At 70.0% G+C, this 17056-nt stretch carries 13 protein-coding genes and 1 tRNA gene; 4 read left to right on the top strand and 10 right to left on the bottom strand.

The annotated features are described in order from the left end of the window. Positions 1-99 precede the first annotated feature (99 nt). Positions 100-1452 carry a diaminopimelate decarboxylase gene (lysA, locus tag CFREN_RS04805; RefSeq protein WP_209653458.1) on the bottom strand — a complete coding sequence of 451 codons (1353 nt, stop codon included), beginning with the start codon at positions 1450-1452 and terminating at the stop codon, positions 100-102. 3 nt (positions 1453-1455) lie between these two features. Then, entirely contained in the window at positions 1456-3108 is a 1653-nt protein-coding gene (gene argS / locus CFREN_RS04800; protein WP_209653460.1) for an arginine--tRNA ligase, read from the bottom strand. A gap of 233 nt (positions 3109-3341) precedes the next feature. On the opposite strand from argS, the gene CFREN_RS04795 reads away from it, so the two are divergent. From CFREN_RS04795 to CFREN_RS04785, 3 genes are read left to right on the top strand one after another with little or no spacing between them, the layout of a single operon-like run. Further along, positions 3342-4103, top strand: coding sequence for a (Fe-S)-binding protein (locus tag CFREN_RS04795; protein WP_070522740.1), 762 nt, complete (start codon positions 3342-3344; stop codon positions 4101-4103). Continuing rightward, positions 4100-5665: a lactate utilization protein B gene (locus CFREN_RS04790; protein WP_209653462.1), complete on the top strand. Its 1566-nt coding sequence runs from the start codon at positions 4100-4102 to the stop codon at positions 5663-5665. Before CFREN_RS04795 ends, CFREN_RS04790 begins: the two co-directional genes overlap by 4 nt. Beyond that, positions 5662-6342 carry a LutC/YkgG family protein gene (locus CFREN_RS04785; RefSeq protein WP_209653464.1) on the top strand — a complete coding sequence of 227 codons (681 nt, stop codon included), beginning with the start codon at positions 5662-5664 and terminating at the stop codon, positions 6340-6342. The genes CFREN_RS04790 and CFREN_RS04785 overlap by 4 nt, the downstream gene beginning before the upstream one ends. Positions 6343-6414: 72 nt before the next feature. Here the strand turns inward: CFREN_RS04785 and CFREN_RS04780 are convergent. The 4 genes from CFREN_RS04780 to CFREN_RS04765 all read right to left on the bottom strand — a co-directional run bounded on the left by CFREN_RS04780 (position 6415) and on the right by CFREN_RS04765 (position 7999). Continuing rightward, positions 6415-6487: transfer RNA gene (locus CFREN_RS04780), tRNA-Arg, on the bottom strand. 91 nt (positions 6488-6578) lie between these two features. Continuing rightward, positions 6579-6830, bottom strand: a complete 252-nt coding sequence (locus CFREN_RS04775; RefSeq protein ID WP_224371669.1) for a PspC domain-containing protein — start codon at positions 6828-6830, stop codon at positions 6579-6581. 81 nt (positions 6831-6911) lie between these two features. Beyond that, positions 6912-7400, bottom strand: a complete 489-nt coding sequence (locus CFREN_RS04770; RefSeq protein ID WP_224371667.1) for a MarR family winged helix-turn-helix transcriptional regulator — start codon at positions 7398-7400, stop codon at positions 6912-6914. 107 nt (positions 7401-7507) lie between these two features. Next, on the bottom strand, positions 7508-7999 hold the full coding sequence (locus tag CFREN_RS04765) for a MarR family winged helix-turn-helix transcriptional regulator (RefSeq protein ID WP_070522731.1): 492 nt from the start codon (positions 7997-7999) through the stop codon (positions 7508-7510). A gap of 158 nt (positions 8000-8157) precedes the next feature. Between CFREN_RS04765 and CFREN_RS04760 the strand changes: the two genes are divergently transcribed. Continuing rightward, a complete protein-coding gene (locus CFREN_RS04760; RefSeq protein WP_070522728.1) occupies positions 8158-8541 on the top strand; it encodes a YceI family protein in 384 nt (127 codons plus the stop codon). 26 nt (positions 8542-8567) lie between these two features. Here the strand turns inward: CFREN_RS04760 and CFREN_RS04755 are convergent, their stop codons facing one another. The 4 genes from CFREN_RS04755 to CFREN_RS04740 form a co-directional block, all read right to left on the bottom strand. Beyond that, positions 8568-11261 carry an AAA family ATPase gene (locus CFREN_RS04755; protein ID WP_209653467.1) on the bottom strand — a complete coding sequence of 898 codons (2694 nt, stop codon included), beginning with the start codon at positions 11259-11261 and terminating at the stop codon, positions 8568-8570. Positions 11262-11272: 11 nt separating this feature from the next. After that, the gene (locus tag CFREN_RS04750; RefSeq protein WP_244979544.1) at positions 11273-12481 is read right to left on the bottom strand and encodes a metallophosphoesterase family protein; all 1209 of its coding nucleotides are present in this window, start codon (positions 12479-12481) and stop codon (positions 11273-11275) included. A 118-nt stretch (positions 12482-12599) separates the two neighbouring features. After that, positions 12600-13640 carry a hypothetical protein gene (locus CFREN_RS04745; RefSeq protein ID WP_209653469.1) on the bottom strand — a complete coding sequence of 347 codons (1041 nt, stop codon included), beginning with the start codon at positions 13638-13640 and terminating at the stop codon, positions 12600-12602. Next, entirely contained in the window at positions 13627-16782 is a 3156-nt protein-coding gene (locus CFREN_RS04740) for a DEAD/DEAH box helicase (protein ID WP_209653471.1), read from the bottom strand. The genes CFREN_RS04745 and CFREN_RS04740 overlap by 14 nt, the downstream gene beginning before the upstream one ends. Positions 16783-17056: the final 274 nt, after the last annotated feature.

Genomic DNA, 17056 nt, shown 5'->3' with positions numbered 1-17056 from the left:
CCCGGTCCCGACCGGATCAATGTTCCTGTCCGGAATTGTTCCCGATCAGCCTACTGGTGGCCCCGCCGTCCCCGCCCGTCGGGTGACGGCGGGCGGGCCCTACCCTTCCAGGGCCAGGAAGTCCCGGATGGTTTCGCGCCGCATCATGGGCGTGACGACGCCGTCGCGCACGCTGACCACCGCGGGCCTGGAAAAGGCGTTGTAGCGGCTGGCCATCGCATAGGCGTACGCGCCGGTGGCGGCCAGGGCGACGAGATCGCCGCGACGGATGTCGTCGGGGTAGTCGGCGTCGCGGATGAGGATGTCGCCCGATTCGCAGTGCGATCCGACGATGCGCGTCGCCGTGGGTCGCCCCTCGGCCATGCGGGACACCAGGCGGGCGTCGTAAAGCGAGCCGTACAGGGCGGGGCGGATGTTGTCGCTCATGCCGCCGTCGACCGACAGGTAGCGGCGGGTGACGCCCTCGGCGACGGTGACGTCCTTGACCGTGCCGACCTCGTAGACGGTGACCGTGCCGGGGCCGGCGATGGCGCGACCCGGCTCGACGAGCACCGTCGGAGCGTCGATGCCCAGCTCCTCGGCGATGCGGGCCACGGCGGCGAGCAGTTCGCGGGCGACCGCGTCGACGTCCAGCGGCTCCTCATCCTCGGTGTAGGCGATGCCGTAACCGCCGCCGAGATCGAGCTCCGGCAGGACCACGCCGAGTTCGTCGTGGATGCGCGAGTACAGCTCCAGCACCCGATCGGCGGCCGCGGTGAACCCGCGGGCATCGAACACCTGCGAACCGACGTGGCAATGCAGCCCCACCAGGTCGAGATGCTCCGCCTTCACCGCAGCCTCCGCGGCACGGTAGGCCGAACCGGACGCCAGGGAGAAACCGAACTTCTGGTCCTCGTGGCTGGTGGCGATGAATTCGTGCGTGTGGGCCTCGATGCCGGGCTTGACGCGGACCATCACCCGCTGGGTCCGGCCCTCCTCGCCCGCGATGATCTCCAGCCGCTCGAGCTCCTGGTCGCTGTCGAGGACGACGTGGCCGACCCCCTCGACGACGCAGGCGCGGAGGAACTCGTCGTCCTTGTTGTTGCCGTGCGCGGTGATGCGCTCGGCCGGGAAATCCGCCATCAGCGCGATGCGCAACTCGTTGAGGGAGGCGACGTCGAGGGACAGCCCCTCCTCGTCGACCCAGCGTGCGACGGTGCGCGTCAAAAACGCCTTCGACGCGTAATGCACGCGCTCCGGCCCCCCGAAGGCCGCCGCCATGTCACGGCAGCGCGAACGGAAGTCGTCTTCGTCGACGACCATGACCGGGGTGCCGAAACGCTCGGCGACGTCGGTCAGCTTCACGCCCGCGATGGAGACGACGCCGTCGTCGCCGCGGGAGGCGTTGCGGGGCCAGACGTGGGCGGGCAGTCCGTTGAAGGCGGCGGTGCCGGTGCGCGCGGTATCGGCCACGGGCTACATCCTCTCCGGGGCGGTGACGCCGAGCAGGCCCAGCGCGTTGGCGAGGGTCTGGCGCGTGGCCTCGGCCAGCCCCAGGCGGGCGGCGTGGAGGGGCTCGGCGTCCTCCCCTGCCTTCGGCAGAATCTGGCAGGCGTCGTAGAAACGGTGGAACACGCCGGCGAGCTGCTCGGCGTAGCGGGCGACGCGGTGCGGCTCGCGCAGCTGCGCGGCGGCGGCGACCACGGCTGGGAACTCGCCGAGGGTGCGGATGAGCTCGCCCTCGCGGTCGTGGGTCAGCAGACCGAAGTCGGCGCCGTCGGAGGTCACGCCGGCCTCGGCGGCGCGGCGGGCGATGGAGCTGATGCGCGCGTGGCCGTACTGCACGTAGTAGACGGGGTTGTCGTTGGACTGCGACGCCCACAGCGCCAGGTCGATGTCCAGGGAGGAGTCGACCGACGAGCGGATCAGCGAGTAGCGGGCGGCGTCGATGCCGATGGCCTCCACCAGGTCGTCGAGCGTGATGACGGTGCCGGCGCGCTTGGACATGCGCACCGCCTCGCCGTCGCGCACCAGGTTGACCATCTGGCCGATGAGCACCTCGACGGCGTCGGCGTCGTAGCCCAGCGCCGCGGCGGCGGCCTTCAGGCGGGCGATGTAGCCGTGGTGGTCGGCGCCGAGCATGTAGATGCACAGGTCGAAGCCGCGGTCGAACTTGTCCTTCGCATAGGCGATGTCGCCGGCGATGTAGGCGGCGTTGCCGTCGGACTTGATGACGACGCGGTCCTTGTCGTCGCCGTAGTCGGTGGACTTCAGCCACCAGGCGCCGTCGTGCTCGTAGAGTTTGCCGTCGTTCTTCAGCTTCTCCACCGACGCCTCGACCGCCCCGGACTCGAACAGCGAGTTTTCGTGGAAGTAGACGTCGAAGTCGGTGCCGAATTCGTGCAGCGACTGCTTGATGTGGGCGAACATCAGCTCCACGCCCTCGGCGCGGAACAGTTCCTGCACCTGCGCGGGCTCGCCGTCGAGGGCGTCGGGACGGACGTCGACGATCTTGGCGGCGATGTCGGCGATGTAGTCGCCGCCGTAGCCGTCTTCCGGCGTCGGCTCGTTCTTGGCGGCGGCGACGAGGGAGCGGGCGAAGCGGTCGATCTGGCCGCCGTGGTCGTTGAAGTAATACTCGCGGGTGACGTCGGCGCCGCGGGCGGTGAGCACCCGGCCCAGGGCGTCGCCGACGGCGGCCCAGCGGGTGCCGCCGAGGTGGATCGGGCCGGTGGGGTTGGCGGAGACGAACTCCAGGTTGACTTTGGTGCCGGCGTAGTCGTCGCCGTTGCCCCACGCGTCGCCGGCGGCGAGGATCTCGGAAACGATCTTGCCCTGGGCGGCGGAGCCCAGCCGGATGTTGATGAATCCCGGACCGGCCACCGACGCTTCGTCGATGCCGTCGGCCTCGGCGAGCTTGTCCACCAGCCAGCCGGCGACGTCGCGGGGCTTGGCGCCGGCGCGTCCGGCGGCCTGCATGGCGACGTTGGTGGCGTAGTCGCCGTGCTCCGGGTTGCGGGGTCGCTCGACGACGACCTCGTCCGGCAGGACGGACGGGTCCAGGTCGTGTTCGGTGAAGACGTCGACGGCGAGGCCGCGGATCAGGGCGGCGAGTTCGGCTGGAGTCATGGTTGCACATCCTAGCGGGTGCGGCGGACCCCGCTTTACGACGGTCGATCGTCTTCCCCGTCGGCTCCATACCCGGCGGCTCCCGGGGTGCCGATGGCCGTCGCAAAGCACCCCTGAACGACGCTCACCGGATGCGCTGAATCGGTTCGGGGATCCGCGACCGCGCGTAGACTCGGCGGGGACAAGCGGCCCCTTGTCCCCCCATGCCCCACCCACCACCGAGGAGCTGCCCCATGAAGGTCGCCCTATTCGCCACCTGCGTCGGCGACGTGATGTTCCCGTCCGCGGTGCAGGCCACCGCCGCGGTGCTCACCCGACTCGGCTGCGACGTCGTCTTCCCCGCCACGCAGACGTGCTGCGGACAAATGCACGTCAACACCGGATACCAGGAAGAGGCGCTCCCCCAGATCGACGCCTACGCCGACGCGTTCACCGATCCGTCGGTCGACTACGTCGTCGCCCCCTCCGGGTCCTGCGCCGGCGCCGTGCGCCACCAGCACCCGATGATCGCCTCGCGTTTCGGCACCGCCGCCCAAGCCGACGCCGCCCGCACGTGCGCGGACAAAACCCTCGACCTGTCGGAGTTCATCGTCGACGTCGCCGGCGTCACCGACGTCGGGGCGTGGTTTCCGCACCGCGTCACCTACCACTCCACGTGCCACAGCCTGCGCGTCCTCCACGTCGGCGACCGGCCGCTGCGGCTGCTGCGCGCCGTCGACGGCATCGACCTGGTCGATCTGCCCGCCGCCGAGGAGTGCTGCGGCTTCGGCGGCACCTTCAGCGTGAAGAACGCCGAAACCTCCGCGGCCATGGTCGCCGACAAGGTCGACCACATCGAGTCCACCGGCGCGGAGTTCGTCACCGCCGGCGACGCGTCCTGCCTGCTCAACATCGGCGGCTCGCTGCGCAAACGCGACTCGGAGGCGAAGGCTCTGCACATCGCCGAGATCCTCGCCTCCACCAAACGCCGCCCGTATGAAGGAGACGCCCGATGAGCCCCGTCAACCTGGGCCTGCCCGTGCCCCCGCGCGCCCCCGCAGGCGTCGGCCATTTGCGCGGCGACGAGGGCTTCACCGCCGCCGCCCACCACGAACTGCGCAACGACCAGCTGCGCGCCAACCTGCACAACGCCACCCACGCCATCCGCGCCAAACGCGGCGAGGTCGTCGGCGAGAAGCCCGACTGGGAGGAGCTGCGCCTGGCGGGGTCGGCCATCAAGCGCGACGTCATGGCCCGGCTGCCGGAGCTGCTCGAGGAGTTCGAGGCGGCGGTGACCGCCCGCGGCGGCCACGTCCACTGGGCGCGCGACGCCGCCGAGGCCAACGCCATCGTCACCGACCTGGTGCGGGCGACGGGCGAGACGGACATCATCAAGGTCAAGTCCATGGCCACGCAGGAAATCGGGCTCAACGAGGCCTTGGCCGACGCCGGCATCTCCGCCCGCGAAACCGACCTGGCGGAGCTGATCGTCCAGCTCGGCGAGGACAAGCCGTCGCACATCCTCGTCCCCGCCATCCACCGCAACCGCGACGAGATCCGCGACATCTTCCGCCGCGGCATCCCGGGCGTCGACCCGGACCTGGGCAGCGAGCCCGCCGAACTCGCCGAGGCGTCGCGGCTGTTCCTGCGCGATCAGTTCATGAACGCCAAGGTGGCCATCTCGGGCGCGAACTTCGGCGTCGCCGAAACCGGCACCGTCGCCGTCGTCGAATCCGAGGGCAACGGCCGCATGTGCCTGACGTTGCCGGAGACGCTGATCACGGTGATGGGCATCGAGAAGCTGCTGCCGCGTTTCCAGGACCTCGAGGTGTTCCTGCAGCTGCTGCCCCGGTCGTCGACGGGCGAGCGCATGAACCCGTACACCTCGATGTGGACCGGCGTCACCGACGGCGACGGCCCGAGCGAATTCCACATCGTGCTGCTGGACAACGGCCGCACCGCCACGCTGTCCGATCCCATCGGCCGCGAGGCGCTGAAGTGCATCCGCTGTTCGGCGTGCCTGAACATTTGCCCCGTCTACGAGCGCGCCGGCGGCCACGCCTACGGTTCGACGTACCCGGGGCCGATCGGCGCGATCCTGTCGCCGCAGCTGACGGGCATGGATTCGGCGAAGGACCCGAACGCGTCGCTGCCGTACGCGTCGTCGTTGTGCGGGGCGTGCTTCGAGGTGTGCCCGGTGCGCATCGACATCCCGGCGGCGCTGCTGGAGCTGCGGCACCAGAAGGTCCGCGACCATCGCCCGCCGGTGGAGGGCAAGCTGTTCGGCCTGCTCGGGTGGGTCATGGGCGGCCCGCGCCTGTGGGACATGGCCGTGCGTTCGGCGTCGTTGGCCCGCGTGCTGGGGCTTCGCGACGGCGAGATCCACCGCCTGCCGCTGTTCCTGTCCGGCTGGTCGGATGCCCGCGACACTCCCGTGCCCCCGAAGAAGGCGTTCCGGTCGTGGTGGGGCACCGATGCGGCGCGGGCGATGCTTGACGACGAAGCCGCCCACACCGTTCCGTCGAACATCAACGGCGGCGGCGACGCCACCGACGACACCGAGGAGGCGACCCGATGAACGTCGCAAAGCAGGAAATGCTCGCCCGAATCCGCGACGCCCACGCCCGCGCGCGGCAGGGACGCGTGATTTCGGAGGGCGCCGGCATCGACCCCGGCGTGCCCGGCGAGGAGTACCCCGTTCCGCGCGATTACATCCGCGGGCGGCGGACGCCCGGCGTCGAGCTCATCGACCTGCTCGTCGATCGACTGGTGGATTACCGCGCCGAGGTCATCCGCTGCGACGACGATGCCAAGGCGATCGGCGAGGCGGTGTCGAAGGCCCTCGCCGACCATGGCGTGGAGCGCGTCGGCATCCCCGTCGGCCTCGACGAAGCGTGGCTGGGCGATGTCGACGAGGTCGTCGTCGACGAGCCGGGCCTGTTCGCGCCGACGGAACTCGACGTGCTCGACGGCGTCGTGACGTCCTCGGCCGTCACCTCCGCCGAAACCGGCACCATCTTCCTCGACGGCTCCCCCGCCTGCGGGCGACGCGCCCTGACCCTGGTGCCCGACCTGCACGTGTGCGTCGTGCCCGCCGACACCATCGTCGACGGTGTGCCCGAGGCCATCGCCCGCCTGGAGCCGACCGCGCCGATCACCATGATCTCCGGGCCGTCGGCGACGTCGGACATCGAACTCAACCGCGTCGAGGGCGTCCACGGCCCGCGCACCCTGGTGGTGGTCATCGCCGGGTAGGCGCACCCGGGTGCCGGGGCGGACCGGCGACGAAAAAAGTCCCGCACCAACGTGGTGCGGGACTTTTCGCGGTGCCCCCGATAGGAGTCGAACCTACGACCTTCGGTACCGGAAACCGGTGCTCTATCCACTGAGCTACGGAGGCGTGCGCCCTTGCGGGCAACGTCCGATACTTTAGCACCGCCTCCCGCGGAACGACGAAAGGCCCCGGTGGGCGCGTCCGGCGCGGCGGTTTTTTACGCCTCCGGGACGACGAGCCACAGGCCCAGGTAGATCAGCAGCGCAAGCGGTGCGACCGTCAGCCCGAGCACGGCGAAAATGACGCGCAGTGCGGTGACGTTGAATCCGGTGGCTTCCTCGATGCCGCCGCACACGCCGGCGACCCACTTGTTGGAGTGGCTGCGGCGCACCGGCGTGCCCACCATCCGGTCGATGGACTGGGAGATTTTCTGCTGGTTGAACGGTTCGTTGTTGCCCATGTTGGCCATGCCCCGATTTTACGGGACCACGCCGAGGGCAGCAACGGCGTTCACCGACGATCGCGGACGGCGAACGACTGCGACCGGCGGCTACAGCAGATTAGAGCCGTTGCCGTTTTCGGAGTTGCGCAAAATCGCCGTAAAGCAGCGGGACATGGTGGCGACATCGTCGTCGGACAGCCGCTCGAACACCTCGGAGCGGACGGTGGCGACGTAATCCGGCGCGGCCTCGGCGAACACGTGGCGTCCCACGCCGGTCAGGGCGACGGTGTAGTCGGAGTCGGGGTCGGCGCCGGGGTCCTCGACGCTGATGACGCCGCGCTTTTCCATCCGCGAGGTGTGCAGCAGCGCGCGGGGGTGGTTCCACTTCAGGCGGCGGCACAGGTCGTCGACGTGCATGACTCCGTCTTCGGTCTCCGTCAGCGCGATGAGCACCGTGAAGTCGCCGAAGGTCAGTCCCGTGTTTTCGCGGAGGGTCGCCTCGATGTTGCGCTCCACGCTGCGGAAGGCGGACACGAGCATCTGCCAGAAGCGCTGCTCGTCGTCGGTGAGCCATTCGTAGTCGTTCATGTCCGTCATGTCCGTAAGGCTAACGGGGATAGGCCCGGGAAGAGTAGTCGGGTGCCGGTGGCGCGGTTTCGCATGCTTTGCGACGCCCGCCGGATCGCGGCCACCGCCGAACCCGGCTACTGCTCAAGAGTCATGTCGCGGAACGCTTCGGCGGCGGTGGAAACGTTGCGCAGGGCGGCCAGCGCGGCGTCGCGGTCGAGGCCGGGGACGGCGTCGAGTTCGTCGAAGACGATGCGGCGGATCATGCGGACGTGGTCCGGGGCGGCGCGTTCGATGACGTCGCGGCCATGGGCGGTGAGTTCGACGTCGATGCCGCGGCTGTCGTTGGCGCAGCGCAGCTTGTTCACCAGGCCGCGGCGGGCCATGCGGGTGATCTGGTGCGACATGCGGCTGCGGTCCCACCTGAGGGCCTCGCAGAGTTCGCGCATGCGCACCGTGCCCCCTTCCGCTTCCGAGAGCTGCACCAGCACGGAGAAGTCGGCGCTGGAGATCTCCTCGGTGGCGAGCAGGCGCGTGTCCATCGCACGTTCGACCGCCTTGGCGGCATCCATCATCGCGCGCCAGAGAGTCTGCTCATCGTCGTCGAGCCACGGTACTTCCTGCTGCATGACCAAGACGCTACCCGATTGACCACGGTTTTCACCAAAACCGACAACGTTGTTGACGTGTCATCATGCGGTCGTTACGATCGGAGTTGTTGATATGACAACATGTCGCCGGGCCGGTCCTCCCGAACCGGATTCGAACAACGTCGGAAGGAATCGTCATGACCCTCTCCCCCAATTTCGCCGGCACCTGGAACATCGATGCCGCGCACTCGCAGATCGGCTTCATGGTCCGTCACGCGATGGTCACCAAGACCCGCGGCCGTTTCACCGATTACACCGGTTCCTTCACCGTCGACCCGGACAACGGCGACGCCAACGCCGCGAACGTCGCCATCAAGGGCGTGACCAAGTCGATCGACCTCGACGTCGAGTTCGAGGGCACCAACGTCGACGCCTTCGACCAGGAGCGCATCGGCCTGACCGCCTCCGGTTCCATCAACCGCAAGGACTTCGGCGTGGACTGGCAGGCCCCGCTGAACTCCGGCGTCATGGTGTCGGACAAGGTCGTCCTGGAGATCGAGGTCTCCGCCGTCAAGGCGTAGGTTTGTCGCCCGGGTTTCTCGTCCGATCAGCCGTCGGCGCGCAGCAGGTCCGCCATGTCCAGGCGGTGGCTGTCGGCGATGCGGGAGAAACGCTCCGGGTAGCAGGTCAGCACGAGGATCTGACTGTCCTCGCCCGCCCGCGCGAAGGCGTTGTTCATCTTCCGCAGACGGTCCGGGTCGGAGTAGCCCAACGCGTCGTCGATGATGACCGGCGCACCGCCTCCCCCGTCCATGACGCCGGCGACGGCCAGGCGCAGCAGCACATCGATCTGTTCCTGGGCGCCGCCCGACAGGGCGTCGAACTCGAAGGTGCCGGTGGCGTTCGACCGCGACTTCACGGCCATCCCGTCGTCGAGCTCGAAGGTCGTGCTGTGGCCGAAGACCGCGCCGCCGTACTGGGTGAGCTTCTGCAACAGCGGCTCCCCGATGGCCTGGCGGGTGTCGCGGCGGGATTCCTCGAGCGTTTCGTACAGCAGCTTCGCCGCCGCCGCCCGACGGGTGATGGATTCCAGCTCGCGGCGCAGGCGGGTGCGCTCGGCATCGGCGTCGGCGAGTTCCTCGTTGACGCCCGTCACCGACTTCAGCTCGCCGGTCAACGCCCCGCGGCGGATGCGCAGGCGGATCTGCTCGTCACGCAGCCCCTGCAGGTGCGCGTCGGCGCCGGCCAACGACTCATCGGCGTCTTCGGCGCCCCGCTCGACCAGAACCCGGGCGGCGCCTTCTGCGGCTACGCGGGCGTCGTCGAACGCGGACTCCAGGCCCGCCAACCGTTCGGCCAGGGCGTCGTCGGTTTCGCGGGCGCGGGCCTCGGTGAGCGCATCGACGGCGCGACGCACATCCTCGATTCGGGCGTGTTCGTCGGCCTGCTTGGCGTGGAGTTCGTGGCGGGCGGGGCGCGCGCTCATCGTCTGCGCCGCCTGCATCGCGGCCTCGTACTCGCCGGATGTAGTGCGCTCGTTTTCCTTCGCGGCGTCGAGGATCGCCTGCGCCTCGTCCTCGTCGGCGGGCATCTCGACGTCGAGGTCCCCGCCCCCGCCGCCGTTGTCCGACCAGCCGGCGATCATCTCGGCGCGAACGGCCGGGTACGCCTCCACGTCGGCGTCGAGCCCGTCGCGGGTCTCGCGGATGTCGGCCAGGTCACGGTTGCTCAGCTCGGCGTCGAGGCGGGTGCGGGCGATCTCCAACTCCGACTCGACCACCGCGCGCGCCTTGGCCTTCTCCTCCGTCCGCCGCACGGAGCTCACGCCCAGCTCGGAGAGAATCTCGTCGAGCTTCTCCTTCGCCAGCGCCGCCCGCCCGGAGTACTCGCCGGCCCCGTCGCCCGGCGTCACGGTGACGGTCACGTCTCCGACGCGCACGCTCGTCGGCGCGGTCACGGCGCGGGTGTCCGGTTCCGCCCCGACCTCGACGTCATCGCCGTTGATGGTCACCGTCTGCTCGGTTGCGGCGCTGACGGTCAACTCCGACGACGACGCCTCGAGCACCGTCGTCGCAGTACGCCACTCGTTTTCCGCGTCGCCGGCCCGCTTCGCGTCGTCGGCGGTGATGCGGTGCTCGGCGAGTTTGCGGCGCTTGTCCCGCACCTCCTCCTCGAGGTCGCGGACCCGCTCCAGCACGTCGTCGAGTTCGGCGAGCTTTCGCACGTTCGCGCACTGGGTCAGGTCGTCGTCGGCAAGCTGCAACAGACGGCGCGCGCGGTCGCGGGCGGCGCGGGTCTCCACGACCTTCGCCTCGACCTCGTCGACCTCCCGCACCTCCGCCTCGGCGGCCTCCCGCAGCGGCACCAATTCCTCGGCCACCCGCTCCAACGCGGCCTGCGCCTGCTTTTCCTGGGCGATGAGCTCGTCGCGACTCTCGCGGGCCTGTCGGCCGTTCTTCAACTCGACGCTCGCCAGCGTCACCGCGTCGTCGGCCTTCGACTTGGCGTGGCGGAACTCGGCGAGCTCGGCGACGGTCTCGCGCCACGTGGCCACCTCGGCCTCCGCCTCGGGCAGCGCGGATTCCACTTCGGCGCGGCGACGGTCGTTCTTCTTCGCCTCCTCCACGAGGTCGCGGACCTGCGCCACCCGCTCCGACGCCGCGGCCCACCGGGTTTCGGCGGCCTCGACGGCCTCGCGGGCCTCCTTCAGCGGCGCCTTCTCGCGGCCCTGGGCCGTGTAGTACAGCGCCCGTTCGGCCAGCGCGGCCTCGAGGATGGACTTCTGTCCCTCGGTCTCCGCCGTGCCGCCCGACGCCTCCTGCAGGGCCGCCGTCACCTTCGCGTACGAGCCCATTTGCAGCGCCTTCTGCTCGGTGCCCTGGCGGGCGACGAAGACGTCCCACAGTTCGCGCGTGCCCTCGCCGCGGGTGAGTTCGTCGAGCCACTGTTGGGCGGCCTCGCCCGTCAGCTCCTTGCGCTCCGGCTCGAGCACCGTGATTTCGGTGGCCGTGGCCGCGCGCTGGCCGGCGAAGACCTTGCGCAGCACGAAGCGCGTGTCGCCGAGCGTCATGTCCAACCTGATGTCGGGGAACGCGTCGCGGTTGTTGGGCCGCAGCGCCTTGGTTTCCTTGCGCTCGGCCTTCGCCGGCCACGACAGGGCGACGTGGATGGCTTCGGCGATGGTCGACTTGCCCATCTCGTTGTCGCCGGCGATGACCACCACGCCGCGGTCCGGCAACTCGTCGACGACCAGGTGCTCGATGCCGCGGACGTTCTTCAGCTCGATCGAGTGCAGTTTCATGGCGTCCTCCCCTACTTCCCGGTTCCGGCCAGGCGCGCGAGCAGCGCCAGCGCGTCGGCGGCGGTCCGACGGTCTTCCTCGGCCAGCGCCGGGTCCGCCGTCCTCGTCTTCAGCCGTTCGGCGGCGTCGAGCGGGAAGCCGTTGACTCCCAGCGCGCCGATGTCGCCGTCCTCCGGCACCACGGTGATTTCGGAGCCGCTGGCCCGCCGGTACAGGGCGGCGAACGACGGCTCGATCTCGCGCAGTCCCCGCTTCAGCTCGGCGTCGGCGACGAGGTTGAGGGTGCCGCGCAGCGAGTACTTCACGCAGGTGCGCGACTTGTCGTTGAGCATCCGCAGCTCGTCGAGCCAGGCCCGCGCATCCTCGACGTCGGCGATGTCTCGGTCCATGGCCCGGAAATGCCACTGGCCGATGTGCACGGCCTCCACCAGCGGCGCCCGGTCGGGCCGCGCGTCGACGACGAGCACGGTGCCGGAGTTCTTCTCCTTGTCGTCGTAGTCGGTGGTTTCCGGCGATCCGGAGAACCACACGCGCCCGTCGTCGTCGAGCTGCTGCGCCGAGTGCGAGTCTCCCACCGCGACGTAATGCACGGCGCGCTTGTCGACGGCCGCCGCAATCGCCTCCAGCGACAGGGTTTCCCCGACCTCCGCGCCGAACCCGGCGACCTGGCCATGGGCGACGGCGACGCGCACGCCGCCGGTGGGCTCGAGGTCCTCCAGAGCCTCCGCGAGGAGGTCGACGTCGGGAACCCGGCTGGTCAGGGGCGCGCCGACGATCTCCACGCCGGGGCGGACCTCCACGGGTTCCGAATCGCGCAGGACGTGCACGCCCTTCTGGGCGACCTCGTCGAACACCCGCCGGTGGTAGACCGACGTCGCATCGAGCGCGTCGTGGTTGCCGGGCAGCAGGTACACGGGCACGGGAAGTTCGCGGATGGCGTCGAGCGACCGCTGGAAGTCGCGTTCGGGCAGCGTGTTCGACTCGAAGACGTCGCCGGCGACGACGATGAATTCGGCGCCCCGCTCTTGCGCGAGCCGCCCGATGCGCCGCACGGCCTCGAGACGGTCGGCCGAGTACCTGGCCTGCGCCTCCCCGTCGCCTTCCTTGAGGAACCACCGGGTCATGCCCAGTTGCCAGTCCGACGTGTGCAGGAAGCGCACCGCACCCTCCGGTACGTCGCCGTGTCCGCCCTCCGACCGCCAATCCCGCTGCTCATCCATGTTCAGAGTCTTATCAGAGGCCCCGGATCACCGCCCGCCGACGCCCACCCCCATTCGAACATCGGTTCACCCGAGCGTCACTTCGGGAAGTTCCGTCCCCTTCCCCGACCATTTCAGGTCATTCCTCGTCGTCGAACGACGCTGCGACGACACCATCGTCATCGCCGCCACGGGGACCGCCGGCCCCGCCATCGGCGTCGGCATCATCGAACGACGGCGGCGACAGCAGATGATCCCAGCAATCCTCCAGATCCGACACCGCGCGCAGCGTCTCCACCGACAGCACCGTCGTCGACCGCAGCGCCGCATGCAGCAGCGTCGGGTCGGTGTCGCGGAGCACGACCATCGGTTCGGGCGCAGGCACCTCGATCGCGGGCAGGTCATTGCCCCAGAAGTCCCGTTCCACCAGTTCGAGCACCGCATCGTGGGCCCCCGGCCCGGTCGGTCGGCGCACGGGGCGGGCGGGCCCGCCGTCGGCATCGCGGCCGGTGCGCCGCGCCGACTTCTTCGCCGCAGCGTCGGCGGCCATCGCCGCCAGCCGGTGCTTGGCCTCGTGCACGCCGACGCCGCGCAGCTCCAACGCGTTCAGCGGCTCGGCGTCGAGGGCCTGCGCCGCGGCGGCCATCACCGCGACGACGTGCTTGCACGCCGGATGCGGGTCGGGGCACGAACATCGCGGCGCCGGCTCTTCGTCGTCGGCCACGAGCAATTCATCGAGCCGCTTGTCCGGCAACCCCCCGCGGGCGAAGGCGTCCGCGGCCCCATCGGTGTCCGCGAGCCACCGCAACACCGCGTCGGCCGCGTCGGCGTCGCGGTACGGCAGTTTGACCACCACGGTAAACGGCGCCGGCTGGCTGCCCTTCACCTCTCCGACGACCTGCCCGTCGACCATCCGGAAGCCGAGCACGTTGCCGTCGCGGTGGTACGCCAGGCCGCGCTCCAGCCGCCCGTCGTCGGTGGCGTCGGCCACGGACTCCCAGAGGCGCCGGGCCACCGGGGTGCGCGGCGCCCGGGAGGCGTCCCGAACCGCACGACGACCCGTCGCCCCCTTCCGCGACGACGTCCCCCGGGCGGCGCGCCGTCCCCTGCCACGGGCGCTACCGTCACCGAAGTTCGCGTAGATGACGTTGTCGCCCCACGTCACATCACCGCCGGCCATCCCGATCCTCCTCCTTCACGTGCCCGGCCCGGGCCGCCCGCTCGGCCTCGCGCGATCGGGCGTCGTCGAGCCTCCACAGGCGATGCAGCTCATCGAGCCCGAGCTCGGTCAGCCACGCCTCGCCCGTCGGCATGACCGCCCGCGCCAAATCGACCTTGCCCGCGATGACCTGGTCGATGCGTTCCTCGATCGTGCCCTTGGCCACCAGCTTGTGCACGCGCACATCCCGCCGCTGGCCGATGCGGTAGGCGCGGTCGGTCGCCTGGTCCTCCACCGCCGGATTCCACCAACGGTCGACGTGCACCACATGGTTGGCGGCCGTGAGGTTCAGGCCCGTGCCACCGGCCTTCAGGCTCAGCACCATCACCGGCGCTCCATCCTCGTGGTTGAACTCGTCGACCATCCGCGCCCGCTCCGCCCGCGACACCCCGCCATGCAGGAACGGAATCTCGCGGCCCAGCCGCTCGGACAGCCACGGCTGCAGCATCCGGCCGAACGCCGTGTACTGGGTGAACACCAGGACGCGCTCGTCGGCAAGCACCGCCTGGTCGACGATGCGCTCCAGCTCCGCGACCTTGCCCGACCGGTGCCGGCCGCGGTTGAGCAGCGGCGACCCGTCGGACTGGAAATGCGCCGGATGGTTGCAGATCTGCTTGAGCTTGGTGATGCCCTGCAACACCAGCGCCCGCCGCTTCATCCCCTTCGCCGCCTCGACCTCGCGCTCGAGATCCTCGACCCACCCCTTGTACAGCAGCGCCTGCTCGGCGGTCAGCGGCACGAGAGTGACGGACTCGTCCTTCTCCGGCAGGTCGTCGAGGATGCCGGGGTCGGTCTTCATGCGCCGCAGAATGAACGGAGCCGTGATCGCCCGCAGCTCGGCGGCCACCTCGACGTCGCCGTCACGTTCGATGGGCGCGGCGAACCTCGACCGGAACGACCGCGCCGATCCGAGGATGTTGCGGTTGCAGAAATCCATGATCGCCCGCAGCTCGCCGAGGTTGTTCTCCACCGGCGTGCCCGTCAACGCGATCCGCTGCCGCGCGGGCAGCAGCCGAACCGCCTTGGCCGCCGCGGTGTTGGGGTTCTTCACGGCCTGCGCCTCGTCGAGGATGACGTGATCCCACTCCACCGCCGCCCATTCGCCGGGGTCGCGGGCGACGATGCCGTAGGTGGTCACCACCAGATCCGCATTCTCCGCGACGCGCTTGAGCTCCTCCCCGCGCGGCCGATTGCCGCCGTGCAGCACCTCCACCTTCAAGCCCGGCGCGAACTTCCGAGCCTCGTTCGCCCAGTTCGACACCACGGACAGGGGCGCCACCAGCAGCGTCGGCCAGTGCTTGACGACGTCTTCCCCATCCCGCAGACAGCCGGACTCCGCGGAGAGGCGGGTTTCCTTCTCATGCAGCAGCAACGCGAGGATCTGCACCGTCTTGCCCAGACCCATGTCGTCGGCGAGGATCACGCCGAATCCGGCATCCGACATCCACGCCAGCCAATCCAGGCCGCGCCGCTGGTATTCGCGCAGCTGTCCGACGAAACCCCTCGGGGTGGGCACCCGCGGACGTTGGAACGCGCCGTCGGCGATGCTCTCGCCCTCCCCGTCGTCCCCGGCTTTCCCGGCCGCATCGGCGACGTGGTCCTCGCCGCCCGCCCCGTACAGCGACCGCGCCCACCCGCGGGCGTCGACGTCGACCGGCACCGGCGCCTGCGACACGGCCCCTTCGGAGAAGTGGAGCTCCTTCAGCGCCGCCGAGCCCTTCCCCGTGGCCTCGCCGGCCTTCGTCTGCTCCTCGAGGAACTTCAGCGCCTTGCGCGTCGCAACGGGATCGGCGGCGACCCAGGTGTCGCGCAGCTTGACCAACCCCGAACCCGATTCGGACAGGCGACGGATGTCATCGTCGGACAACACCTCGTCGCCGAGGGTCAGCCGCCACGTGTAATCCACGATCTGGTCGAAACCGACGCGCGACTCCGTCGCCCCGCGCACCGACCCGACCGGCTGCATCTCCCGCGGATCGACCTCCAGGCGCAGCGTCGGCTCGGCGGCGACCCACGAGCGCGGCAGCATCACCGCGATGCCGACGTCGCGCAGCGCATCGACGCCCCGGGCCACCAACTCCACGACCTGCTCCGGACTCAGCAACAGGTCCAGGCCATCGCCGTCCGACATCGCGTCGCGGAACACCGGAAAGGCGTGCTGGGCCACCTCCAACTGCGGACGCAGCTGGGTGAGCACCGAGCCCCGGCACATTGCCGGGTCAAGCCGCTCGGGGGCATCGACGCCGATGCGGTAATGCATGCGCAACGGCCACCACAGGGGCTCGGCGGCACCGTCGGCCCCCTCCCCCTCGGCGCCGCTTCGCCCCCGGCGCTTGACGATGTCGATGACGCGGCCATGATCCGGATCGTCGAAATCCTCCGGCTCCTCGAGCACCAGCAGCAGCCGGACGTCCTCGCCCGTCGCCGACGCCCGCCACTGCGCCAGATCCGTGGCCACGTCCGGCGTGGCCCGCCGCAACGGCTCCGAATCCAACAGCGCCCGCACGAACGCCTGCCGCCCCTTCGGCGGCTCCGGCAGATCGGACAACAGGGCATTGACCGTCCAGTGGAACAACCGGCCGACCAGATCGTCGAGCATCCCGCCGCCACCGTTGACCATGAGCACCGGCGGAGTGCGCTGGGCCACCTGCGCCCGCCACGACGTCTCCTTCAACCCGTCCGGCAACCTCCACTGCGGCCACCACTGGCCGTCCTCCCACGTCACCGCCACCAACGCACGCCCGGCGCGCGCCCACCGCTCCAACGACTCCTGCACCCGAACGAGGAAACGCAGATCCGCGGCGATGGCGACATCGTCGACGTCGCCGCGCAACGACTCCAGCACCGTCACCGCACGCTCCGGCACGAACGCCCACGTCGGCAACACGTGCCGCACGGTCCTGCCCTTGGGCGTGCGCAGCTCCACCTCGGGTCGCCCCCTGGGCACCGACGACAGCGCGGCCAGCGCCGCAGCCGGCAGCGCCTCCCGGGAGGCGTCGTCAAGCGCCCCCAACACCCGATGCCCCTCGACCCGTTCCAGCCACAGATTCAACCCGGAACCGGGCAGCCACAAACCGTGGAGCAGATGGGTGGTCGAAGACATGCCCCGATCATGCCACCCGCCCCGGATCGTCCCAGCCGCGCGTTCGAACACCGACTCCGAACCCGCTCGGGCACCCGCGCCTCCACCCCGACAGGCCCCGGAACCACCCCGCGCAACAGGGCGATCAGAATCGCCGAACCCACATTGTTACGAATTCGTTATCCCCGCCGCTCACAGGTCACATTAAGGTTCAAAAAAGCGCGCCCGACCGGAAAAACCCAGGTCACCGTTTTGCGCGCCCCGGCGGGAACGTGAAAACGTCGTTTAGTCACTT

Source organism: Corynebacterium freneyi (genome assembly GCF_030408835.1).
Classification (GTDB): domain Bacteria; phylum Actinomycetota; class Actinomycetes; order Mycobacteriales; family Mycobacteriaceae; genus Corynebacterium; species Corynebacterium freneyi.
The sequence above is the reverse complement of the archived record's forward strand: the minus strand, read 5'-3'. Positions and strand labels throughout refer to the sequence as shown.

Excerpts from the sequence above, each read along its gene's own strand:
- argS (WP_209653460.1), bottom strand. The coding sequence starts at position 3,108 with ATGACTCCAGCCGAACTCGCCGCCCTGATCCGCGGCCTCGCCGTCGAC.
- CFREN_RS04795 (WP_070522740.1), top strand. The coding sequence starts at position 3,342 with ATGAAGGTCGCCCTATTCGCCACCTGCGTCGGCGACGTGATGTTCCCG.
- CFREN_RS04790 (WP_209653462.1), top strand. The coding sequence starts at position 4,100 with ATGAGCCCCGTCAACCTGGGCCTGCCCGTGCCCCCGCGCGCCCCCGCA.
- CFREN_RS04785 (WP_209653464.1), top strand. The coding sequence starts at position 5,662 with ATGAACGTCGCAAAGCAGGAAATGCTCGCCCGAATCCGCGACGCCCAC.
- CFREN_RS04775 (WP_224371669.1), bottom strand. The coding sequence starts at position 6,830 with ATGGCCAACATGGGCAACAACGAACCGTTCAACCAGCAGAAAATCTCC.
- CFREN_RS04770 (WP_224371667.1), bottom strand. The coding sequence starts at position 7,400 with ATGACGGACATGAACGACTACGAATGGCTCACCGACGACGAGCAGCGC.
- CFREN_RS04765 (WP_070522731.1), bottom strand. The coding sequence starts at position 7,999 with ATGCAGCAGGAAGTACCGTGGCTCGACGACGATGAGCAGACTCTCTGG.
- CFREN_RS04760 (WP_070522728.1), top strand. The coding sequence starts at position 8,158 with ATGACCCTCTCCCCCAATTTCGCCGGCACCTGGAACATCGATGCCGCG.
- CFREN_RS04755 (WP_209653467.1), bottom strand. The coding sequence starts at position 11,261 with ATGAAACTGCACTCGATCGAGCTGAAGAACGTCCGCGGCATCGAGCAC.
- CFREN_RS04750 (WP_244979544.1), bottom strand. The coding sequence starts at position 12,481 with ATGGATGAGCAGCGGGATTGGCGGTCGGAGGGCGGACACGGCGACGTA.
- CFREN_RS04745 (WP_209653469.1), bottom strand. The coding sequence starts at position 13,640 with ATGGCCGGCGGTGATGTGACGTGGGGCGACAACGTCATCTACGCGAAC.
- CFREN_RS04740 (WP_209653471.1), bottom strand. The coding sequence starts at position 16,782 with ATGTCTTCGACCACCCATCTGCTCCACGGTTTGTGGCTGCCCGGTTCC.